19 protein-coding genes and 1 tRNA gene are annotated in these 21,392 nt (G+C 62.4%); 15 read left to right on the plus strand and 5 right to left on the minus strand.

From position 1 onward, the window contains the following. Positions 1-298: 298 nt before the first annotated feature. Together ABVN20_RS23750 and ABVN20_RS23755 are read right to left on the minus strand one after the other, a co-directional pair. Positions 299-766: a hypothetical protein gene (locus ABVN20_RS23750; protein WP_368558190.1), complete on the minus strand. Its 468-nt coding sequence runs from the start codon at positions 764-766 to the stop codon at positions 299-301. A 674-nt stretch (positions 767-1,440) separates the two neighbouring features. Continuing rightward, a tRNA-Ser gene (locus ABVN20_RS23755) sits at positions 1,441-1,528 on the minus strand. Positions 1,529-1,651: 123 nt separating this feature from the next. Between ABVN20_RS23755 and ABVN20_RS23760 the strand changes: the two genes are divergently transcribed. After that, on the plus strand, positions 1,652-2,323 hold the full coding sequence (locus ABVN20_RS23760; RefSeq protein WP_368558191.1) for a Bax inhibitor-1/YccA family protein: 672 nt from the start codon (positions 1,652-1,654) through the stop codon (positions 2,321-2,323). Positions 2,324-2,389: 66 nt separating this feature from the next. Here ABVN20_RS23760 and ABVN20_RS23765 read toward each other — a convergent pair whose 3' ends face one another. Next, a complete protein-coding gene (locus ABVN20_RS23765; RefSeq protein ID WP_368558192.1) occupies positions 2,390-2,827 on the minus strand; it encodes an Lrp/AsnC family transcriptional regulator in 438 nt (145 codons plus the stop codon). A 136-nt stretch (positions 2,828-2,963) separates the two neighbouring features. Between ABVN20_RS23765 and ABVN20_RS23770 the strand changes: the two genes are divergently transcribed. Continuing rightward, a complete protein-coding gene (locus tag ABVN20_RS23770) occupies positions 2,964-3,857 on the plus strand; it encodes a DMT family transporter (RefSeq protein ID WP_368558193.1) in 894 nt (297 codons plus the stop codon). Between the two features lie 3 nt (positions 3,858-3,860). On the opposite strand, the gene ABVN20_RS23775 is transcribed toward ABVN20_RS23770, so the two are convergent. After that, a complete protein-coding gene (locus ABVN20_RS23775) occupies positions 3,861-4,880 on the minus strand; it encodes an FUSC family protein (RefSeq protein ID WP_368558707.1) in 1,020 nt (339 codons plus the stop codon). Between the two features lie 68 nt (positions 4,881-4,948). After that, on the minus strand, positions 4,949-6,574 hold the full coding sequence (locus ABVN20_RS23780; RefSeq protein ID WP_368558194.1) for an NADP-dependent glyceraldehyde-3-phosphate dehydrogenase: 1,626 nt from the start codon (positions 6,572-6,574) through the stop codon (positions 4,949-4,951). A 186-nt stretch (positions 6,575-6,760) separates the two neighbouring features. Between ABVN20_RS23780 and ABVN20_RS23785 the strand changes: the two genes are divergently transcribed. The 13 genes from ABVN20_RS23785 (at position 6,761) to ABVN20_RS23845 (ending at position 21,186) form a co-directional block, all read left to right on the plus strand. Next, the gene (locus ABVN20_RS23785; RefSeq protein ID WP_368558195.1) at positions 6,761-7,669 is read left to right on the plus strand and encodes a Dyp-type peroxidase; all 909 of its coding nucleotides are present in this window, start codon (positions 6,761-6,763) and stop codon (positions 7,667-7,669) included. A 228-nt stretch (positions 7,670-7,897) separates the two neighbouring features. Further along, complete coding sequence (locus ABVN20_RS23790; RefSeq protein ID WP_368558196.1) at positions 7,898-8,650, plus strand: GntR family transcriptional regulator; 753 nt, start codon at positions 7,898-7,900, stop codon at positions 8,648-8,650. An 8-nt stretch (positions 8,651-8,658) separates the two neighbouring features. After that, positions 8,659-10,389 carry a fumarate reductase/succinate dehydrogenase flavoprotein subunit gene (locus ABVN20_RS23795; protein ID WP_368558708.1) on the plus strand — a complete coding sequence of 577 codons (1,731 nt, stop codon included), beginning with the start codon at positions 8,659-8,661 and terminating at the stop codon, positions 10,387-10,389. A gap of 25 nt (positions 10,390-10,414) precedes the next feature. After that, positions 10,415-10,660 (plus strand): ferredoxin family protein, encoded by a 246-nt coding sequence (locus ABVN20_RS23800; protein WP_008060065.1) that lies wholly within the window; start codon positions 10,415-10,417, stop codon positions 10,658-10,660. A gap of 150 nt (positions 10,661-10,810) precedes the next feature. After that, a complete protein-coding gene (locus tag ABVN20_RS23805) occupies positions 10,811-12,217 on the plus strand; it encodes an ABC transporter substrate-binding protein (RefSeq protein WP_368558197.1) in 1,407 nt (468 codons plus the stop codon). 133 nt (positions 12,218-12,350) lie between these two features. After that, a complete protein-coding gene (locus tag ABVN20_RS23810) occupies positions 12,351-13,133 on the plus strand; it encodes an ABC transporter permease (protein WP_368558198.1) in 783 nt (260 codons plus the stop codon). After that, on the plus strand, positions 13,133-13,981 hold the full coding sequence (locus ABVN20_RS23815; RefSeq protein ID WP_368558199.1) for an ABC transporter ATP-binding protein: 849 nt from the start codon (positions 13,133-13,135) through the stop codon (positions 13,979-13,981). The genes ABVN20_RS23810 and ABVN20_RS23815 overlap by 1 nt, the downstream gene beginning before the upstream one ends. Beyond that, positions 13,978-14,940 (plus strand): HEAT repeat domain-containing protein, encoded by a 963-nt coding sequence (locus tag ABVN20_RS23820; RefSeq protein ID WP_368558200.1) that lies wholly within the window; start codon positions 13,978-13,980, stop codon positions 14,938-14,940. The genes ABVN20_RS23815 and ABVN20_RS23820 overlap by 4 nt, the downstream gene beginning before the upstream one ends. Continuing rightward, entirely contained in the window at positions 14,937-15,212 is a 276-nt protein-coding gene (locus ABVN20_RS23825) for a DUF971 domain-containing protein (protein ID WP_368558202.1), read from the plus strand. The genes ABVN20_RS23820 and ABVN20_RS23825 overlap by 4 nt, the downstream gene beginning before the upstream one ends. Before the next feature lie 242 nt (positions 15,213-15,454). Further along, positions 15,455-16,072, plus strand: a complete 618-nt coding sequence (gene lexA / locus ABVN20_RS23830) for a transcriptional repressor LexA (RefSeq protein WP_368558203.1) — start codon at positions 15,455-15,457, stop codon at positions 16,070-16,072. Continuing rightward, on the plus strand, positions 16,072-16,689 hold the full coding sequence (imuA, locus tag ABVN20_RS23835) for a translesion DNA synthesis-associated protein ImuA (RefSeq protein WP_368558204.1): 618 nt from the start codon (positions 16,072-16,074) through the stop codon (positions 16,687-16,689). Before lexA ends, imuA begins: the two co-directional genes overlap by 1 nt. A gap of 7 nt (positions 16,690-16,696) precedes the next feature. Beyond that, positions 16,697-18,112, plus strand: coding sequence for a DNA polymerase Y family protein (locus ABVN20_RS23840; RefSeq protein WP_368558205.1), 1,416 nt, complete (start codon positions 16,697-16,699; stop codon positions 18,110-18,112). Then, complete coding sequence (locus ABVN20_RS23845) at positions 18,088-21,186, plus strand: error-prone DNA polymerase (protein ID WP_368558206.1); 3,099 nt, start codon at positions 18,088-18,090, stop codon at positions 21,184-21,186. The genes ABVN20_RS23840 and ABVN20_RS23845 overlap by 25 nt, the downstream gene beginning before the upstream one ends. Positions 21,187-21,392 lie beyond the last annotated feature (206 nt).

The raw sequence follows: 21,392 nt of genomic DNA on the forward strand, positions 1-21,392 counted from the left end.
ATTGCCACTATCGCATGCAGGGTCGATAGCTGGTTTTTACATTTACGGTCGTCTTGCGCCACCTCACCCAGCGAAAGCATGTTTCGCGGCTTTCGCCGAACGCCTGCAATGGGGCAATAACCATACTCAATGAGCAAAATTTATCGAATGTGCAAAGGACGCTCAGAGCATGAGTGCGCTTGCAGTTAACCGAGTCATCTATGTTTGACCGATCAGCAAGACGCTTGAACGGTGATACCCACTGCCTCGCCTCAACGGCAGCTTTGGGTCGATTGCGGTCACTCACGAGCGACAGCTGTCAACCCATAGCGGACCCAGTGGTGCTTCTTTCTTCTTTCGTCATATTTGACTGTGTGCTCGCCTTTCGTGACATCATTAGCGTCTGGCACATAGCCGCCACTTCTGGGACAGCCGCAGCCAGCGTGGACAACACCTGATACATCTCCTGGGCATCTGGAAATGGATATACATCCAGGCTCATGGCAATCCTAAGCTTGCGCGGATCGTGCTGTTCTCTGAGCCACGTCTCGATCTCACGCGTCATTGCCGCGCCGTTATCGTTCGTTTGCCAAGCCAATAAATTGAACAATTCGACAACCAGCTCTTCGGCCACTGTTCGAGGTATCTCCTCAAAAAGGCGATTGGCTAGGTCAAGCTCGCCAAATACGCTTACCAATTCGTTCACCACGTCAAACGCCTGGGTGTATTCGGCGGCGTTACGCTCAATATTAATGATGTCGAGCGCTTGTTTTAACGATGGGTGCATTTGGTCATTCCATGGTGTGGCAGGGAGATGCAAATCAGCATTGGACCCAACGCATCGTCGGAGCGTTGAGCTACGGTGCCGCAATTTCTCACAGCGTAGAAGACAGCGTTCACAGCGAAAAGAAATATCTTTTTACCTATTGCAAACGTCCGCTTCTGGCCGTTCTCTGCCGGTCACACTACCGCGAGTGTCGGTCAAGGTTATGCAATCGCGTGAGCCTCAGTGGTTCACTGGCCCAGTGCTTTTCCGTCACATTTTGAGGCTGGCGTTTGGTGGTCTGCTCGGGGTTTCATCTCTAAGCTGCGCATCCATTTTTTGGAGCTCAGCCCATGCAAGGATTGCTACGCGTCAAGCTCGCTGTGTTTTTGTTCACGCCTTTATTGGGTCGTGTGCTTCCCCTCACGTTCTGCTTCCCGCAGATCATCCTGATTCCCTGGTAGTGGCGCCTGCGGTGATTGATCACTGCGGGGTTGGGTGTCCGGCTGGGGGCGATGTGGTCACGCTGTATCGTCAAGTCTAAGCGTGGGATTTACAGGGCACAGTCTGTGTACTGCGCCGGGCCAAAGCCGGTCCTTTCCGATCAATAGCGGGTATGGGCAGGAATACGAGCTGAGCAAATTGAGAGAAGCAGAAACGACAAAGCCCTGAATAATCAGGGCTTTGTCGTATAAAGATGGCGGAGGCGATGGGATTCGAACTCATGGACCTGTTACAGTCGACGGTTTTCAAGACCGTTGCCTTAAACCACTCGGCCACACCTCCATATCTGTTGCGGGCGCCATAATACCCGAATGAAACACACTGTCAAACTCTGTCCATAGCTTGTTACAGAGCGTCTGTTATCATCTTTGCGACTGAACGTTTCAAACCAACAGGAGTGTCGCCATGCGCGAACAGGATTACGCAGTTCACAACAGCGTGCAGGCTGAGCAGCTAGAGGTTAGCCGCGTCCTGCGCAACACTTACGGCTTGCTGGCGTTGACCCTCGCTTTCAGCGGTGTGATGGCGTTTGTCGCCCAGCAGATGCGTGTTGGCTACCCGAACATCTTCGTGGTGCTGATCGGCTTCTACGGCCTTTTCTTCCTCACCAACAAACTCCGTGATTCCGCGTGGGGCCTGGTGTCGGCTTTTGCCCTGACCGGTTTCATGGGTTTCATCCTCGGCCCGATCCTCAACCGCTATCTGGGCATGCAGGGCGGCGCGGAAGTGGTCAGCTCGGCGTTTGCCATGACGGCGCTGGTGTTCGGTGGTCTGTCGGCTTACGTGCTGATCAGCCGCAAGGACATGAGCTTCCTCAGTGGTTTCATCACTGCCGGTTTCTTCGTGTTGCTGGGCGCTGTGGTCGCGAGCTTCTTCTTCCAGATCAGCGGTCTGCAACTGGCGATCAGCGCAGGTTTCGTGCTGTTCTCGTCGGTCTGCATCTTGTTCCAGACCAGCGCCATCATCCACGGTGGTGAGCGTAACTACATCATGGCGACCATCAGCCTGTATGTTTCGATCTACAACCTGTTCATCAGCCTGTTGCAGATCTTCGGCATCATGAGCCGCGACGATTAATCATCGTTCATGAGTGGAAAAACCCGCTTCGGCGGGTTTTTTCTTGCCTGCGATTTGTGCAAACGCTCACGCCATCGGCGGCAGGCGGCGTTTGACCGGGGTTTTCTTGACGATGGCGGTGTTTGTTTCGGCGTGGCTGTTGAGGCGGTCGAGCAGGGTGTCCAGCTGCTCCATCGAGCGCACGTGCAGGCGGGCGATGAAGCAGTCGTCGCCGGTGACCTTGTCGCACTCGGTGAATTCCGGGATCGCCTGGATCTGCCGCTCCACCTCATGCAACTGGCCGGGCAGGGGGCGGATGCGCACGATGGCCTGGAGCTGATAACCAAAGCATTTGGGGTCGATCTCGACGGTGTAGCCCTTGAGCACACCGCGCTCTTCCAGGCGGCGTAAACGCTCGGCGACGCTGGGCGAAGACAGGCCGCTGAGGTTCGCCAGGGCCTTGAGCGAGCGTCGCGAGTCTTCCATCAGGGCGGCGATCAGCACCTGGTCGATGTCGTCAGTCATGGCGTAACCCCCGGTAAGGCAATTGATCGAATCTGCCTTGATAAAAAAGGCAGATGCCGAGTTTAGCCTGCTTTTTGCGCTGGAGGAGCCCGCCTGTGAGTCGGCATACTTTGTTCACAAACACAGGAGCCTGATGATGGACAAGAACATACGCCGCGGATCCTTTGAAATGACCGCCGCCATGCTGATTTCCGGGACTATCGGCTGGTTCGTGCTGGTGTCCGGGCAACCGGTGCTGGATGTGGTGTTCTGGCGTTGCCTGTTCGGTGCCGGCACCTTGTTGCTGATCTGCGCCGCGTTCGGCTTCCTGCGCCCGGGCATCCTGACCCGCACCACGTTCCTGCTGGCGGTGCTCAGTGGCGTGGCGATTGTCGGTAACTGGGTGCTGTTGTTCGCGTCTTACTCGCGGGCCTCGATTGCCATCGGGACTGCGGTGTACAACGTCCAGCCGTTCATGCTGGTGGGGTTGGCGGCGCTGTTTCTCAACGAAAAGATCACCCTGCAGAAGCTTTTCTGGTTGGGCGTCTCGTTTCTCGGCATGCTGGCGATCGTCAGCGCCCATGGCGAGCAGGGCGAGGCCGGCAGTGACTACCTGGTGGGCATTGCCCTGGCGCTGGGGGCGGCGTTTCTGTATGCGATTGCTGCGCTGATCATCAAGCGCCTGACCGGCACGCCACCGCACCTGATCGCGTTGGTCCAGGTCAGCACCGGCGTGTTGCTGCTGGCGCCTTTCGCGCATTTCTCCGCGTTGCCCCAAGCACCGAGTGCGTGGGCGAGCCTGGTGACCCTCGGCATCGTGCACACCGGCGTGATGTATGTGCTGCTGTACGGCGCGATCCAGAAACTGCCGACCGCACTGACCGGTGCGCTGTCGTTCATCTACCCGATTGCGGCGATCTTCGTCGACTGGTTTGCCTTTGGCCATCGCCTGCAAGTGCTGCAATGGATCGGTGTCGCGGCGATTCTGCTGGCGGCGGCCGGCATGCAACAGGGCTGGAGCCTCAGGTTTCGCCGCACCGTCACGCCGTAAGCATCAGATGCTCCAGCGTGGGGCGGTCTTGGCCAGGCGCTGGCGCATTTCGCCGATGTTGTTGGCCATCTGCCGGATCAACAGGCGATAACCGTCCAAGGGGTGGTAAACCGGCGTATCCAGGCTCGCCACAGCGGGCGGTTCAACGGGACGGTTGAGGCGCTGAAAGTCCCCGGATTTCAGCGCCCGCGCCATGCCCACCAGTTGCACGCGAATCTGCCGATGTTCGGCTTTCAGGGCCGATTGCAGGTGCGCCATGGCATCTGGATCGTTGGCGTCGGGGCGGGTGTTGCCGAGGATTTCCAGGGTGCTGACGCACATGCGCAGATGGCGCTGGATGGCGTCGAGTTCGGTCATGGAAATCTTCACTTCCTTGGACACCGACGGCATCAGCGAGCGCAGTTGCACCATCACCGTGTTCAGCCGATTCATCAACTTCACATACTCGTCGGCGTTGACCGGTTGGCCATTGATGATGCGCCCATAGATGGCGGCGCAATCACGCAGGGCGTCGGCCAGGTTGTAGCGCCAGGAATAAACCGCGTACAGGGGCAGGGCGAAAGAGAATGCCAAGGCCAGGCCAATGCCGATCAGGATGTCGACGCCGCGCCACAAGCCATCGGACACCGGGTTATCACCATGCCCGGCGACGATGAACACGGTAATGCCCGCCAGCAGCGCGGTGTAACCGCCCTTGCCAATGGCGTGGTAGGAGAAAAAGCCGCAGATCACCGCCATCGCGAAGTAGGTCAGCCACGGCATCCCGAGCCAGGCCTGTTGCACCACCAGCAGCAGGCCGATGCTGGCGCCGAGCAGGGTGCCGATGGCGCGTTCGGCGGCCTTCTTGCCGATGTTGCCATGGTGTTGCAAGCCGCCGATCACCACCAACATGGTCACCGACGCCCACTCGCCATGGGGCAGGTTGATGCCGGTGGTCAGCAGGATCGTCGCCAGCAACCCCAGCGACACACGCACCGCGTGAATCAGTTTGGCATGGCGGTAGCGCCGGTACGGGTCCAGCAGCGGACGCAGTACACGGCGCACCAGAGGTGGCAGTCGTTGGGTGTTGAACGTACTCAGGTGAGGGCTCCTCAGAAAATGTAGTCGGTGGTCAGGAAGCTCGAGTTGCGCCCGCTGATGATGTCGCTGACCAGCTCCTTGTTGTTTTCCTGGAACTTGGTTGCCACCAGCGTACGGATCGAGAACACCCGCAGCGCATCATGTACCGACAATGTGCCTTCGGCCGAGTTCTTGCGGCCGTTGAACGGGTAAGTGTCGGGACCGCGCTGGCACTGGGCGTTGAGGTTGATCCGCCCGACCTGGTTGGCAAAGGTGTCCACCAGGCGGCCGACCGCCACCGGGTTGGTGCCGAAGATACTCAGTTGCTGGCCAAAATCCGACTCCAGGACGTAGTCGATCACAGTGTCCAGGTGCTTGTACGCCACGATCGGCACCACCGGGCCGAACTGCTCTTCCTGGTAAACGCGCATCTGCGGCGTCACCGGGTACAGCACCGCCGGGTAGAAGAACGACGCCCGCGCTTCGCCGCCATTGGGGTTGACCACGCGGGCGCCTTTTTCGACTGCATCGGCGACCAGACCATGCAGGTAATCCACCTTGCTCGACTCCGGCAGAGGCGTCAGGGCCACGCCGCTTTCCCAAGGCATGCCGGGCTTGAGGGTGGCGAGCTTGGCGTTGAATTTTTCGATGAACGCTTCGACCACGTCTTCGTGGACGAAGAGAATTTTCAGCGCGGTGCAGCGCTGGCCGTTGAATGACAGGGAGCCGGTGACCGCTTCGCTGACCGCGTTGTCCAGGTCGACTTCCGGCAGGACGATGCCGGGGTTCTTCGCATCCAGGCCCAGTGCAGCGCGCAGGCGGTGAGGTTTGGGGTGCAGCTTCTTCAGGTCGCTGGCGGCCTTGTTGGTGCCGATGAAGGCGAAGATGTCGATCTTGCCGCTGGCCATCAGCGCGCTGACGGTTTCGCGACCGCTGCCGTAGATGACGTTGATCACGCCGGCCGGGAAGCTGTCGCGGAATGCCTCCAGCAGTGGGCGGATCAGCAGCACGCCAAGCTTGGCCGGCTTGAACACCACGGTGTTGCCCATGATCAGCGCCGGGATCAGCGTGGTGAAGGTTTCGTTCAGCGGGTAGTTGTAGGGGCCCATGCACAGGGCCACGCCCAGCGGTACGCGACGGATCTGGCCGAGGGTGTCCTGTTCCAGCTCGAAGCGGCTGGAGCGGCGGTCGAGTTCCTTGAGCGCGTTGATGGTGTCGACGATGTAGTCGCAGGTGCGGTCGAATTCCTTTTCCGAATCCTTGAGGTTCTTGCCGATTTCCCACATCAGCAACTTGACCACGGCGTCGCGCTGCTGGCGCATGCGTGCGAGGAAGGTTTCCACATGCTGGATGCGCTCGGCCACGCGCATGGTCGGCCACAGGCCCTGGCCACGGTCATAGGCGCGCACGGCGGCGTCGAGGGCAGTGAGGGCGGTGTCGGCATCGAGCAGCGGGGTGCTGCCGAGAATCACCTGCTCGTCGCCGTTCTCGCCGGTCAGATAAACCGGGCTGCGCACCTGGGCGAGGGGCCCGGACCAGGTTTTCAGCTGGCCATCGACCAGGTATTCGCGCTGCTCGGTGCGGCCGTCGAGGCGGTATTTTTCCGGGATGTCGCTGGAGTCGGGAAACAGGTTGCCAAGAATATGTTCAGTGGTCATGTTTTTACTCCATGTGAGGTCCGCCATGCGGTGGCGGCCTGTCGTTCAAATTCAGTTCAAAGGTTATACGCCTAATTGGTCCGACTTTTTAAGCGGCGATGTCATGTTCCGGCGATCTTTTCTCTTGAGCGCCCACAACGGCCAACGCTGGGGGTAAACTTCGCGCCTCATTCTTAAGGAGTTCATATGAGTTACTACCAGCCGGGCATTCTCGCCACCCCCGTCCCACTTCATGCCCGTCATATGTTCTTCGCGCTGGAGTCGGTCGAGGCTCTGCCGGCCGCGCTCGACAAGCTGATGCCGGTAGTGGACGGCAAATCGGCGGTGGTCGGTTTCGGTGAGTCCCTGGTCAAGGCGCTGCACGGCCGGATCGAAGGCCTGCGTGCGTTCCCGGCGCTGACCGGTGTGGGCGTCGATAACCCATCGACCCAGCATGCGCTGTGGTGCTGGCTGCATGGCGTCGATCGTGGCGAACTGCTCAACCGTAGCCGCGCCGTCGAAGCCGCGCTGGCACCGGCGCTGCGTCTGGTGCAGATGAACGAAACCTTCCGCCACCTCACGGGCCATGATTTGACCGGCTACGAAGACGGCACCGAAAACCCGCATGACGAAGAGGCGATCGCCGCAGCGCTGGCCAGTGACGGCGGCGAGGCCCTGGTGGGCGGCAGCTTCGCCGCGATCCAGCAGTGGCAGCATGATCTGCAAGGTTTTCATGCACTGGCGGCGGATGAGAAAGACAACATCATGGGCCGTCGCCTGGCCGACAACGAAGAGATCGACGATGCACCGGTCTCCGCCCACGTCAAACGCACCGCCCAGGAAAGCTTCGCCCCCGAAGCGTTCGTGGTACGCCGCTCGATGCCGTGGATCGAGGGTGATCGTGCCGGCCTGATGTTCCTCGCGTTCGGCTTCTCCCTGGATGCCTTCGAAGCGCAACTACGGCGCATGAGCGGCCTGGAAGACGGCATCACCGACGGCCTGTACCGCATCAGCCGCCCGATCACTGGCGGCTACTACTGGTGTCCGCCCATCAAGGATGGCCGCCTGAACCTGAGTGCGCTGAACCTCCACCGACACCGCCTCACATTTCTGTAGGAGCGAGCTTGCTCGCGATGGAAGCCCAGACACCGCGGGGTATCAGGCCGCCAGCGTCATCGTTGGCGCCCATCGCGACGGTTCGACGCCTCGACAAGCTCGCTCCTACAGTGTTTTCGGGCATGGCGCAAAATCTTGCGCTCTAACCTTATTCTCAAACAGTATTTCTCACCACGGTCATTAGAACCATAAGATCACGTCATAACTCGTTATAACAAGTGATCAGCCATGACCGATAACGTTCTATCCCTGAGCAGTGTTCCGCTGCACACCCAACTGCGGGATGTATTGCGTGCACGCATCCTCGACGGCGAGTACCCGCAGGACAGCCAGATGCCTTCCGAAAGCGAGCTGGGTGCCTTGTTCAAGGTCAGCCGCATCACCGTGCGCCAGGCACTGGGCGATCTGCAAAAGGAAGGGCTGATCTTCAAGATCCACGGCAAGGGAACCTTCGTCGCCAAGCCGAAAACCTTTCAGAACGTCAGCACCCTGCAAGGCCTCGCCGAGTCCATGACCGGTCGCGGCTACGAGGTGATCAACCGCCTGCGCAGTCTCAAGTTCATTGCCGCTGACAAGCTGGTCGCCGAGCGTTTGCAGGTGGCCGAGGGCGAGACCGTGGCGCAGGTTAAGCGGGTACGCCTGATCAATCGCGAGCCGATCTCACTGGAAATCACCTACCTGCCCAAGGCCATCGGCGAGCGGCTGGAGAAGGCCGACCTGGTCACCCGCGACATTTTCCTGATCCTGGAAAACGACTGCGGCCTGGCGCTTGGTCACGCTGACCTGGCAATCGACGCGGTGCTGGCCGACAGCGACCTGACCCAGGCGCTGGGCGTCGAGGCCGGCTCGCCGATCATGCGTATCGAACGCCTGACCCACGACGCCAATGGCCAACCCGTGGACTTCGAACACCTCTACTACCGCGGTGATGCGTTCCAGTACCGCCTGCGTATTGATCGACAAAAAGGGGATCAGGCATGACCCATTCCATGACAAGGGCGACACTGGAACAGGAATACGACATTGTCGTGATCGGCGGCGGCACGGCGGGGCCGATGGCAGCGATCAAGGCCAAGGAGCGCAACCGCGACTTGCGCGTGTTGTTGATCGACAAGGCCAACGTGAAACGCAGCGGCGCGATCAGCATGGGCATGGACGGCCTGAACAACGCGATCATCCCCGGGCATTCGACACCCGAGCAGTACACCAAGGAAATCACCATCGCCAACGACGGCATCGTCAACCAAGCGGCGGTCTATGCCTACGCCACCCACAGTTTCGAGACGATCGAGCAACTGGACCGCTGGGGCGTGAAGTTCGAGAAGGACGAGACCGGTGACTATGCGGTGAAAAAGGTCCACCACATGGGCGCCTATGTGTTGCCAATGCCGGAAGGACACGACATCAAGAAAGTCCTGTACCGCCAGTTGAAGCGCGCGCGGGTCGCCATCACCAATCGCCTGGTGTGCACCCGGTTGCTCAAGGACGAGGAGGGCGCGGTCAATGGCGTGATGGGCTTCGATTGCCGCACTGCCGATTTCCATGTGATCAAGGCCAAGGCGGTGATCCTGGCCTGTGGCGCGGCGGGACGCCTGGGCCTGCCGTCCTCGGGTTACCTGATGGGCACCTATGAAAACCCCACCAATGCCGGTGACGGCTACGCCATGGCCTATCACGCAGGGGCGGAACTGGCGAACCTGGAGTGTTTCCAGATCAACCCGCTGATCAAGGATTACAACGGCCCGGCCTGCGCCTACGTGACCGGTCCTCTGGGTGGCTACACCGCCAACAACAAGGGCGAGCGCTTCATCGAGTGCGACTACTGGAGCGGTCAGATGATGTGGGAGTTCCACCAGGAGCTGGAGAGCGGCAATGGTCCGGTGTTCCTCAAGCTCGATCACCTGGCCGAGGAAACCATCCAGAACATCGAAGAGATTTTGCACAGCAATGAACGGCCGAGTCGCGGCCAATTCCACGCCAATCGCGGCACCGACTACCGCACGCAGATGGTCGAGATGCACATCTCCGAGATCGGTTTTTGCAGCGGGCATTCGGCGTCCGGGGTGTGGGTCAACGAGAGGGCGGAAACTTCGGTCAAGGGGCTGTATTCGGCCGGTGACATGGCGGCCGTGCCGCACAACTACATGCTCGGTGCGTTCACCTACGGCTGGTTTGCCGGCAACAACGCCGCGGACTACGTTGCAGGTCGTGAGTTTTCTGAAGTCGATGCCGCGCAGGTCGAGCTGGAAAAACAAAGGGTCTACGCACCGCTGGATCGCGAGCACGGCCTGCCGCCGGCCCAGGTCGAGTACAAGTTGCGCCGCTTCGTGAACGACTACCTGCAACCGCCGAAAGTGACGAAGAAGATGCAAATCGGCCTGCAACGTTTCAGCGACATCCAGCGCGACCTCGACCAGATCAAGGCGCACAACGCCCACGAACTGATGCGCGCCATGGAAGTCAGCGTGATCCGTGACTGCGCGGAAATGGCCGCCCGGGCTTCGTTGTTCCGCGCCGAAAGTCGCTGGGGGCTTTACCACTATCGGGTCGACCACCCGCAACGTAACGACAGCGACTGGTTCTGCCATTGCCACCTGAAAAAGGATGAAAACGGTTTGATGAGCAGTTTCAAGAAAGCCGTCGAGCCTTACATCATCCCGCTGGATGCCGAAGAAATGCAGGCCTACGACCGGCTGCGAGTCGGTGCCTTTGCCGCCTGAGCACCCTTATAAGAGAGACCGTGAAATGGCCTATCAACCCCAGGAAATCTTCTTTCGCTCAAACGCCCCGGTCACGGTCGATGAAGACCTGTGTATCGCCCATAAAGGCTGCACCGTGTGCGTCGACGTCTGCCCGATGGACCTGCTGGCGATCAATCCGGCCACCCAGAAAGCCTACATGGCGTTCGATGAGTGCTGGTATTGCATGCCGTGCGAGAAGGACTGCCCCACGGGGGCAGTGAAGGTCGACATTCCCTATTTGTTGAGGTGACTGACAGGGCCCCATCGCGGGCAAGCCCAGACACCAGAGAAACCGCCACCCGGCCACCCCGGACGCTTGCTTGAAAAACACCCCTCGTTTCCCACCACGCCCTGATCGTGGCGGAGACGAACACCTAAAATGATTCGAGGGGACACACCCATGTTATTGCGCGCAGCATTCGCCGGTCTGGTACTGGCTTCGTTCACCTTGTCGGCTTCGGCCGAAACCATCCGCATCGCCATCGGCACTCAGGACACGACCATCAACTGCGCCGCCGGCGGCCTGTTGATTCGCGAACTGGGCCTGCTGGACAAGTACCTGCCCCACGACGGCCCATACAAGGATGCCAAATACGAGGTGGTGTGGAAGAACTTCACCAGCGGCGCGCCGCTGACCAACGAAATGGTCGCCGGCAAACTCGACTTCGGCGCCATGGCCGATTTCCCCGGCTCCTTCAACGGTGTTGCGTTCGAAACCGCCGGCAAGCACAGCCTGTTCATCAACGTGTTGTCGGGCAGCATCAAGGGCAGCGGCAACGGCATCGTGGTACCCAGTGCCTCGAGCGTACAGTCCCTGGCCGAGCTGAAGGGCAAGACCATCTCCGTGCCGTTCGCTTCGACCTCACACGGCATGTTGCTGCGGGCCGTGGCGGATCAGGGTTGGGACCCGCTCAAGGACGTCAACATCATCGCCCAGGCGCCGGAAGTCGCCGGTTCCGCCTTGCAGGCTGGCAAGATCGACGCCCACGCCGACTTCGTGCCGTTTGCCGAACTGTTCACCAGCCGTGGTTTTGCCCGCAAGATCTTCGACGGCTCCCAGGCCAATGCGCCGACCTTCCATGGCGCGCTGGTGGATCAGGCCTACGCGAAGAAGTACCCGGAAATCGTCGTTGCCTACCTGCGCGCCAGCATCGAAGCCAACCAGTTGCTGGCCGATGAGCCGGAGAAATACAGCGAGCTGATCGCCAAGGTCACGGGCGTCGATGCCGAGGTCAACTACCTGTTCCACGGCCCGCTCGGCGTGCAGACCCGCGACCTGAGCTGGAAGCCGGAATACCGCCAGGCGGTCGGCACCGCCATCGACACCCTGAAATTGCTGAAGAAGGCGGACCGGGGTCTGGATCTCAACACCTTCATCGACGACCAATACATCCGTGCCGCGTTCAAGGCGTCGAACCTGGACTACAACGCTCAACTGACCAATTACGCACAAACTCCGCTCAAGGCCGTGGATGCGGCGAGCGGCAAGCCCATCACCGACTTCAAGCATGTCGCCGAGATCTGGGTGCGTGGCGAGCTGAAGGTCCGTCAATACGCCTCGGCGGAGTCGGCATTCACCGCGTTGGCCAGCCTTAAACAGGAAGGCAAAAACATCCGTGCGGTGTATGCCCAGGCCAGCGACAGCGGCATCAAGCTGCTGGCCGACCAGGCCTGGTTCGCCAGTGACGCCAAAGGCCGCCTGAGCGCGTTCCTGCTCAAGGGCCAGGCCCAGCAATACGCCACGGCGCAGGGCGGCAAGGTGTTCGACTTCACCGATGCCACGACCCAGGCCGTGGCGACTCGCTGATGCCCTGACCCTATCCATGTAGGAGCGAGCTTGCTCGCGATCGCGGTAGCTCAGTCACATCAACGCTGACTGATACGCCCTCATCGCGAGCAAGCTCGCTCCTACAGAGGTGGGGCTGCCCGGAGGAATAATTGTGTATAGATCACTCCAACGCTGGCTCCCCAGAGCCGCCTCACTACTGCTCTGCCTGCTGTTCTGGCAGTTCGCCGCCAGCCACCACTGGAACCTCGGCCTGGTCACCTTCGCCAACGTACCGACCCCGTGGTCCGTCGTCGAAGCGGCGCTCGGCCTGGGGGACTCCGGCAAACTGGCCCAGCACCTGGGCAGTAGCCTCAGCCGGGTGTTCGCCGGTTACCTGGCGGCGCTGGTCCTGGGCATTGGCCTGGGCCTGGCCATCGGCCGTTCGAAATGGGCCGAAGACCTGTTGCTGCCGCCCCTTGAAGTGCTGCGCCCGATCCCCGCCGTGGCGTGGATTCCACTGGCGATCCTGATGTTCCCGTCCTCGGAACTGTCGATGGTGTTCATCACCTTCACCGGCGCCTTGTTCCCGATCCTGCTCAACACCGTGCACGGCGTCGAAGGCGTCGACCCGCGCCTCATTGCTTCGGCGAAAAGCCTGGGGGCAGGGCGCTGGGCAATGTTGCACGAGGTGATCCTGCCTGGCGCCGCGTCGAGCATCATTACCGGGCTGGCCATCGGCATGGGCACGTCGTGGTTCTGCCTGGTGACGGCGGAAATGATCTCCGGGCAGTTTGGTATCGGTTATTACACCTGGGAGTCCTACACCATTCAGAACTACCCCGACATCGTCGTCGGCATGTTGCTGATCGGTGTACTCGGGATGGGCAGCAGCCTGCTGATCAAACGCCTCGGCGGGTTGTTCACGCCCTGGCATCGACCACGAGGAAAAGCCTGATGAGCATTCTTCAACAACCTGAAGGGCAGATCGACATTTGCGGTCTGTCGATCCGCCTCGGCGAGGGACGGGCGGCGTTCGAAGCCGTGCAGGGCCTGGATTGCCAGATCGAGCCAGGACAGTTCGTGTGCATCCTCGGACCATCCGGTTGCGGCAAGTCCACCTTGCTCGGCGCGCTGGCCGGCCACCTGCAACCCTGCGCCGGCAGCCTCAAGGTCGACGGCGCTGACGTGTCGAGCCCGTCGCCGCAGCGCGGCATGGTGTTTCAGCAGCACACGCTGTTCCCTTGGCGCACGGTGCGCGACAACGTGGCGTTCGGCCTGAAAATGCGTGGCATCGGCAAGGCCGAGCGGCACCGCGCGGCCGATGAAATTCTGGCGCTGGTCGGCCTGGAAGGGTTCGCCGAACGCTGGCCGGATCAGCTTTCCGGCGGCATGCAACAACGGGTGGAGATCGCCCGGGTGTTGATCAACCGGCCACGCCTGTTGCTGATGGATGAGCCGTTCGGTGCGCTCGATGCCCTGACCCGTTTGAACATGCAGGAACTGCTGCTCAAGATCTGGACGCAGATTCGCACCACGGTGGTGTTCGTCACCCACGACATCGACGAGGCGCTGTTTCTCGCCGATCGCCTGCTGGTCATGAGCTCACGCCCTGGGCGGATCATCGAAGACCTGCGCCTGGACTTTGCGCGACCGCGTACCACCGAACTGGTCACCAGCCACGAGTTCTCGCGCTTGAAGCGCCATTGCCTCGAACTGCTGCATCACCAGGAGGGTCGGCAGTTACCGCGCCTGAACCCGCTGGGCCTTCCTCTCGAAAACAAACTGCCGCGATTTGCCCTATGACTTCTCTATTCGATGTAACCGATAACGACGACATTCTCGCCCTGCAACCGCGCCTGACCGACGAGGACCCCGGCGTGCGCCGGATTGCCTTGATCGAATTGGCTGACCTCGAGGAACCGGACGGCCTGCTGTGGCTGGTCAATCGACTGGTTGAGGACCCGACCGAGGAAGTCCGCGCTGAAGCCGCGCGCTTGCTCGAGGCCTGGGAGGACACGCCTGTGGTCGCAGCGTTGTGCCAGGCCCTGACCGACCCTGCGCCGACGGTACAGGCTGCCGCCGCGCAGAGCCTGAGCCTGCTCAAGAGCGAGGCCGCAGGCCGGGTGATCCTGCCGTGGACCGGGCACGCCGACGTCAGCGTGCGCATCGCCGCGTTCCGGGCCTTGCGCGAATTGCGCTTTGCCGAGGCCGCCCCGGCGGCGTTGTTGGCGTTGGCCGACCGTGACGCCAACGTCCGGCGTGAGGCGGTTGGCGTATTGGGCTGGCTCAAGCAGCTCGATGCCTTGCCGGCGTTGGCTCGGCTGGCCAGTGATGACCCGGATACCGACGTGCGCCGCGCGGCCACCGGGGCGCTGGGGCTGGCGTCTGATACGCAGGTGCTGCCGGCGTTGCGTCAGGCGTTGCAGGATCAGGCCTGGCAGGTGCGTGAAGAGGCCGCCACGACGCTGGGCAAGGTCGGACATGGCGAGGCCGGGCCGGCCTTGATTGCGGCGCTGAGCGACGATTACTGGCAGGTGCGCCTGCGCGCGACCCGCAGCCTCGGCCGATTGCGCTTTGCCCCGGCACTGGACGCGTTGATCGAAACCCTCGGCCATCGCATCAGCAATCTGCGCAAAGAAGCTGCACTGGCCCTTGGCGAGCTCAACGAAAAAGGCGCCATCGCCGCCTTGCAGGCCGCCCAGGACGACGGCGACCCGGAAGTGCGTAAAGCCGTGCGCATCGCCCTGGGCCAGTTGCAATGAACCCGCTGGCGATCGGCAACTCGCGCAGCCGACAGCAGTTGCGCCTCAACTGGCCGGATGGACGCGAACAGCTACTGGCCCACGCCGAACTGCGCCGCCAGTGCCCATGCTCGCAATGCCGGGCGTTTCGCTTGCGAGGCACGCCGCCGTTGGTGGATGAGCGTGTGCGGGTGGTTGAACTCCATCCGCAGGGGTATGGGCTGCAATTGATCTTCAGTGATGGGCATGAGCGCGGGATTTATCCGTGGGCGTACCTGGCTGATCTGACCTGATCCAGAATCTGTATGGCTGTACCGGCCTCTTCGCGAGCGGGCTCGCTCCCACAATTGTTTAAATGGGAAGGCGAATTTTGCATCCACTGAAAATCCCCTGTGGGAGCGAGCCTGCTCGCGATGGTCGTTAACGATAACGCTGGCTGTCTGACACCCAGCGGCGCTCTTGCATCTATCGCGAGCAAGCTCGCTCCTACAGTTCATCTACAAATTCTTGTAAGAAAAATCGCAAAAGAGTACAAATGTACTCCATGACGACTTTAACTCCCCGCCGTACCGCCATCCTGACCTTCATCCGCGAGCGCATCGCCGAGCACGGTCAGTCCCCGAGCCTCGCCGAGATCAGCGAGGCCTTTGGTTTTGCCTCGCGCAGCGTGGCGCGCAAACATGTGCTGGCGTTGACCGAAGCCGGTTTCATCGAGGTCAACCCGCATCAGGCCCGGGGCATTCGTTTGCTCGGGCAACCGGCGCGCCCCGAGTTGCTGGACATCCCGGTGCTCGGTCGGGTGGCTGCAGGTGCGCCCATCGGTGCCGATGCCGATGTACATAGCCGCCTGCTGCTCGACCCGGCGCTGTTCTCCCGCACACCGGACTACATGTTGCGGGTGCGCGGCGACTCGATGATCGAGGACGGCATTCTCGATGGCGACCTGGTGGGCGTTCACCGCAGCCCCGAGGCGGTCAACGGGCAGATCGTCGTCGCCCGGCTGGAAGGCGAAGTGACCATCAAGCGCTTCGAGCGGGTCGGCGACAAGGTGCGCCTGTTGCCGCGCAACCCGGCCTATCAGCCGATCGTCGTCGAGCCCGGCCATGACCTGGCAATCGAAGGGGTGTTCTGCGGCCTGGTGAGGCAAGGCTGATGGGTGCCGTCGTCGCGCTGGACACGTTGTTCAATGGCGGCCAGGTCTGGAAGGGCCGGCCTGCGCCACCGACCGCCAGCCCGCAACCCACCGGGCATGCCGCGCTGGATGCGGCGCTGCCCAGTGGTGGCTGGCCGGAAGCGGCGCTGAGCGAAATCCTCCTGGCCGGGCAGGGCATTGGCGAGTTGCAACTGGTGTGGCCGACCCTGGCCCGGCTGGCGGCTGCTGGCGAACGTATCGTGCTGGTGGCGCCGCCGTTCGTGCCGTATCCGCAGGCCTGGGAAAACGCCGGCATCGACCTGCGCCAGTTGTCGATCATCAAGGCCTGCGAACGCGATGCCCTGTGGGCGGCAGAGCAATGCCTGCGTTCGGGCAGTTGCGGCGCGGTGCTGTGCTGGCCGCACAAGGCCGACGACCGCGCGTTGCGGCGCTTGCAGGTGGCGGCCGAAACCGGCTCGACCCTGGCGTTTGCCTACCGCTCGATCAAGGAGGCGATCAACCCGTCCCCGGCGGCCCTGCGCATCGCCATTGACGCCCGGCCTGCGCAATTGCGTGTGCTCAAGTGCCGGGGCGGGCTGGCCCGCTCGGCGCCGATTGCCTTTGCCGTGGGGCATTGAGGTTGCCATGCGTTGGGTGTGCATTGTTTTCCCGCAATTGGCGCTGGACGCGGTACTGCGTCAGCGCGCCAACCCCGATGAACCGCTGGCGCTGCTGACCGGTCCGGCGCAGCGCCGGGTGTTGCAGGCGGTCAACGCCCCGGCGCGTGAGCTGGGTTTGCGCCCCGGCCAGTCGATGACCGCCGCCCAGGCGCTGAGCAAGGGTTTCGCCACCGCTGAATACGACGCCGCCGAAATCGAGCACTGGCAACAGTTCCTGGCGGCCTGGGCCTATCGCTTCAGTGCCCAGGTCAGCGTGCATTACCCGCGCGCGGTGGTCTTCGAGATCGAATCCAGCCTGGGCCTGTTCGGCGACTGGGCGCAACTGGAATCACGTCTGCGCCGCGAGCTCGACGAGCTGGGCTTTCGTCATCGCATCGTCGCGGCGCCCAATCCGGTGGCGGCGCGGATCCTGGCCAACGCCTATGACGGCCTGGTGGTGCCTGACGAACAAGCCTTGCAACGTCATCTGTGGCCATTGCCCGTCGACCGTATCGGGCTTGAGGCCAAGGTCGCCACGGCGTTGTCGCGCATGGGCCTGCGCACCCTGGGCCAGGTCCAGGCGTTGCCCCGGCAGAGCCTGGCCCGGCGCTTCGAGGCCCAGGTGCTCAAGCACCTGGACGCGCTGTTGGGCCTGCGGCGCCTGGCGCTGGCGTTCTACCTGCCGCCGGATCGTTTCGATGTGCGCATCGAACTCAATTTCGACGTGCAATCCCACCAGGCGCTGCTGTTTCCACTGCGCCGTCTGACCGGCGACCTGTCGGCGTACCTCTGCGGGCGCGACAGTGGCGTGCAGCGGTTCGACCTGCACCTGGAGCACAACGGCTTGCCGGACAGCGTGATCAAGGTCGGTTTGCTCAGCGCCGAGCGCGACCCGGCGATGCTCTTCGAGCTGGCCCGCGGGCGGCTGGAGCAGGCGCAGGTCGAAGCCCCGGTGCGCGGTTTTCGCCTGCGCGCCGAAGACCTGCCGGCCTTCGTGCCGCAGTATCAGGAACTGTTCGACGAGCGCCCGCAGCAGTCCTTGCCCTGGGAGCAACTGCGCGAACGCCTGCGCGCCCGGCTGGGCGATGACGCGGTGCATGGTTTGCGCTTCCAGGCCGACCACCGCCCCGAATGTGCCTGGCAGGCCGGTGACGACAGCCGCCGCTGCCCGAGCCTGCCGGGGGTGCAGCGCCCGGGCTGGCTGCTGACCGAGCCGCAGGAGGTCCATGCCGCCTCGACGCGTATCCTCATGGGCCCGGAACGCATCGAGACCGGCTGGTGGGACGGCGACGACGTGCGCCGCGATTACTACCTGATCGAAACCCGCAGCGGCCAGCAAGGCTGGGCTTTTCGGGCGGTGGGTGAAGAAGGCCCGTTGTGGTTGCAGGGCTGGTTCGCATGAGCCTCGACTACGCCGAGCTGCACTGCCTGTCGAACTTCAGTTTCCAGCGCGGTGCCTCCAGCGCCCTGGAGCTGTTCCAGCGGGCGAAAAAGCACGGTTACCAGGCCCTGGCGATCACCGACGAATGCACCCTGGCGGGCATTGTCCGCGCCTGGCAAGCGGCCAAGTCCGTGGAGCTGCCGCTGATCATCGGCAGCGAAGTGCGCATCGAAAACGGCCCGAAACTGGTGTTGCTGGTGGAGAACCTCGAGGGCTATCAGCACCTGTGTCGGCTGATCACCCAGGCGCGCCGACGCACGCAGAAGGGCCAGTACCAGGTGTTGCCCAGTGACTTCGACCAGCCCATGCCGGGGTTGCAGGTGCTGTGGGTGCCCGATGCGCCGGATGACCACGAACAGGGCCGCTGGCTCAAGCAGGTGTTCGCCGACCGGCTGTGGCTGGCGGTGCAGTTGCATCGTGGCCAGGACGATCAGCGGCGCCTGCAGCAACTATTGGCGTTGGCAAGGACGCTGGACATTCCGGCCGTGGCCAGCGGTGATGTGCACATGCACTGCCGTGGCCGCCGTGCCTTGCAGGACACCATGACCGCGATCCGCCATCACCTGCCCGTGGCCGCTGCCGGCTTGCGCCTGCACCCCAATGGCGAACGGCACCTGCGCAGCCTCGAACTGCTGGGCGAGCTGTACACACCGGCACTGTTGCAGGCCTCGGTGGACCTGGCCCGGCGTTGCACCTTCGACCTTGGCCAGTTGCGTTATCAATACCCCAAAGAACTGGTGCCCGAGGGCTACTGCGCCAGTGGCTGGCTGCGCCACCTGACGAAAGAGGGCATCGCCTGGCGCTGGAAAAAAGGCGCGCCGAGAAAGGTGCTGCGCCAGATCAGCAAGGAACTCGAGCTGATTGCCGAGCTGGGTTATGAAAGCTATTTCCTCACCGTGCACGACGTCGTGAGCTTCGCCCGCCAGCAGCACATCCTCTGCCAGGGTCGTGGCTCGGCGGCCAACTCGGCGGTTTGCTACGCCCTGGGCATCACCGAGATCGACCCGGACCGCACCACGCTGCTGTTCGAGCGCTTCATGTCCAAAGAGCGCAACGAGCCGCCGGACATCGACGTGGATTTCGAGCACGAGCGCCGCGAGGAAGTGCTGCAATACGTGTTCCGTCGTTATGGCCGCGGGCGCGCCGCGTTGACCGCCGTGGTCAGCAGTTATCACGCTGCAGGCGCCGTGCGCGACGTGGCCAAGGCCTTGGGCTTGCCGCCGGACCAGATCAATGCCCTGGCTGATTGTTGCGGTCACTGGAGCGATAACACACCGCCGCTGGAGCGCCTGGTCGAAGCCGGTTTCGACCCGCAAAGCCCGGTGCTGCGCCGGGTCTTGAGCCTGACCGATCAATTGATCGGCTTCCCCCGGCACCTGTCGCAGCATCCCGGTGGTTTCGTGATTTCCGAACAGCCGCTGGACACCCTGGTGCCGGTGGAAAACGCCGCCATGGCCGATCGCACCATCATTCAGTGGGACAAGGACGACCTCGACGCGGTCGGCCTGCTCAAGGTCGATATCCTCGCCCTAGGCATGCTCAGTGCGATCCGCCGCTGTTTCGACCTGTTGCGCCGCCATCGCAATCAGGACCTGACCCTGGCGACGATCCCCTCTGAAGACGCGGCCACCTACGAGATGATCAGTCGCGCCGACACCATCGGCGTGTTCCAGATCGAGTCGCGGGCGCAGATGTCGATGCTGCCGCGCCTCAAGCCCCGGACCTTCTACGACCTGGTGATCGAAGTGGCCATCGTCCGCCCGGGGCCGATCCAGGGCGGCATGGTGCATCCGTACCTGCGCCGGCGTAATAAAGAGGAACCCGAAACCTATCCGTCGCCGCAGCTTGAGGTGGTACTTAAGCGCACCCTTGGCGTGCCGCTGTTCCAGGAACAGGTGATGCAGATCGCCATTGTCGCCGCCGACTACAGCCCCGGAGAGGCCGATCAACTGCGTCGCTCCATGGCTGCGTGGAAACGCCACGGCGGGCTGGAACCGCACAAGGAACGACTGGCCGCCGGAATGAAGAAAAATGGCTACACCGCCGAGTTCGCCGCGCAGATCTTCGAGCAGATCAAGGGGTTCGGCAGTTACGGCTTCCCCGAGTCCCACGCCGCCAGTTTCGCCTTGCTGACCTACGCCAGTTGCTGGTTGAAATGCCACGAGCCGGCGGCCTTCGCCTGTGCGCTGATCAACAGCTGGCCGATGGGTTTCTATAGCCCCGACCAGATCCTGCAGGACGTGCGTCGGCATCATTTGCAGGTGCGCCCGGTGGACGTGCGCGCCAGCGACTGGGATTGCAGCCTGGAACCGCTTAACGTCGGGCAGCCGGCGATTCGCATGGGCCTGCGTATGATCAAGGGGTTTCGCGAGGAGGATGCCCGGCGCATCGAGGCCGCGCGGACCAGGGGCGCGTTCATCGACGTCGCCGACCTCGGCGAGCGCGCGCAGCTCGACAGTCGGGCGCAGGAGCAACTGGCCGACGCCGGTGCCTTGCGCGGGCTGGCCGGTGATCGGCATCGGGCGCGCTGGGAAGTGGCCGGGGTGCAGAAGCAACTGGGGTTGTTCGAAGGGTTGCCGAGCCAGGAAGAGATCGTTGTGTCACTGCCCAAGCCGACAGTGGGCGAAAACCTGCTGGCCGACTACACCAGCCTTGGCACCACCCTGGGCCCGCACCCGCTGGCCCTGTTGCGCGGCGAATTGAGGGCCCGGCGCTGTCGCAGCTCCAAAGAGTTGCAGGCGGTCGAGCATGGTCGCCCGGTCAGCATCGCCGGACTGGTCACCGGGCGCCAGCGGCCGGGCACCGCCAGTGGCGTGACCTTCGTTACCCTGGAAGACGAGTTCGGCAACGTCAACGTGGTGGTCTGGCGCGATCTGGCCGAGCGCCAGCGCAAGGTGCTGGTGGGCTCGCAATTGCTCAAGGTCGATGGCCGCTGGGAAAAGGAAGGCGAGGTGCGCCACCTGATCGCCGGGCGTTTGAGCGATTTGAGTGAACTGCTCGACGGTATCAACGTGCGTAGCCGGGATTTCCACTAACCCAATTACAGCAATCCCTATGTGGAAACGCACCTTGTGGGAGCGAGCCTGCTCGCGATGACAGCCAGAACAACACGGACATTCAGAAACCCAGCGTCATCGTTGGCGACCATCGCGAGCAGGAGCCCGGCGGATCTGTAGGAGTGTCCGACAGATTCAGCTATATCTCAATGAAACCATTACCCTGCATGATGCTCGAAACAAAC

Origin of the sequence: Pseudomonas sp. MYb118 (assembly GCF_040947875.1) — a bacterium.
GTDB lineage: Bacteria > Pseudomonadota > Gammaproteobacteria > Pseudomonadales > Pseudomonadaceae > Aquipseudomonas.

Bases quoted from the DNA above. Each gene is read 5' to 3' on its own strand.
- ABVN20_RS23815 (WP_368558199.1), top strand. From the start codon at position 13,133: ATGAGCATTCTTCAACAACCTGAAGGGCAGATCGACATTTGCGGTCTG.
- ABVN20_RS23800 (WP_008060065.1), top strand. From the start codon at position 10,415: ATGGCCTATCAACCCCAGGAAATCTTCTTTCGCTCAAACGCCCCGGTC.
- ABVN20_RS23760 (WP_368558191.1), top strand. From the start codon at position 1,652: ATGCGCGAACAGGATTACGCAGTTCACAACAGCGTGCAGGCTGAGCAG.
- lexA (WP_368558203.1), top strand. From the start codon at position 15,455: ATGTACTCCATGACGACTTTAACTCCCCGCCGTACCGCCATCCTGACC.
- ABVN20_RS23790 (WP_368558196.1), top strand. From the start codon at position 7,898: ATGACCGATAACGTTCTATCCCTGAGCAGTGTTCCGCTGCACACCCAA.
- ABVN20_RS23840 (WP_368558205.1), top strand. From the start codon at position 16,697: ATGCGTTGGGTGTGCATTGTTTTCCCGCAATTGGCGCTGGACGCGGTA.
- ABVN20_RS23820 (WP_368558200.1), top strand. From the start codon at position 13,978: ATGACTTCTCTATTCGATGTAACCGATAACGACGACATTCTCGCCCTG.
- ABVN20_RS23780 (WP_368558194.1), bottom strand. From the start codon at position 6,574: ATGACCACTGAACATATTCTTGGCAACCTGTTTCCCGACTCCAGCGAC.
- ABVN20_RS23795 (WP_368558708.1), top strand. From the start codon at position 8,659: ATGACAAGGGCGACACTGGAACAGGAATACGACATTGTCGTGATCGGC.
- ABVN20_RS23750 (WP_368558190.1), bottom strand. From the start codon at position 766: ATGCACCCATCGTTAAAACAAGCGCTCGACATCATTAATATTGAGCGT.
- ABVN20_RS23785 (WP_368558195.1), top strand. From the start codon at position 6,761: ATGAGTTACTACCAGCCGGGCATTCTCGCCACCCCCGTCCCACTTCAT.
- ABVN20_RS23765 (WP_368558192.1), bottom strand. From the start codon at position 2,827: ATGACTGACGACATCGACCAGGTGCTGATCGCCGCCCTGATGGAAGAC.
- ABVN20_RS23825 (WP_368558202.1), top strand. From the start codon at position 14,937: ATGAACCCGCTGGCGATCGGCAACTCGCGCAGCCGACAGCAGTTGCGC.
- imuA (WP_368558204.1), top strand. From the start codon at position 16,072: ATGGGTGCCGTCGTCGCGCTGGACACGTTGTTCAATGGCGGCCAGGTC.
- ABVN20_RS23805 (WP_368558197.1), top strand. From the start codon at position 10,811: ATGTTATTGCGCGCAGCATTCGCCGGTCTGGTACTGGCTTCGTTCACC.
- ABVN20_RS23770 (WP_368558193.1), top strand. From the start codon at position 2,964: ATGGACAAGAACATACGCCGCGGATCCTTTGAAATGACCGCCGCCATG.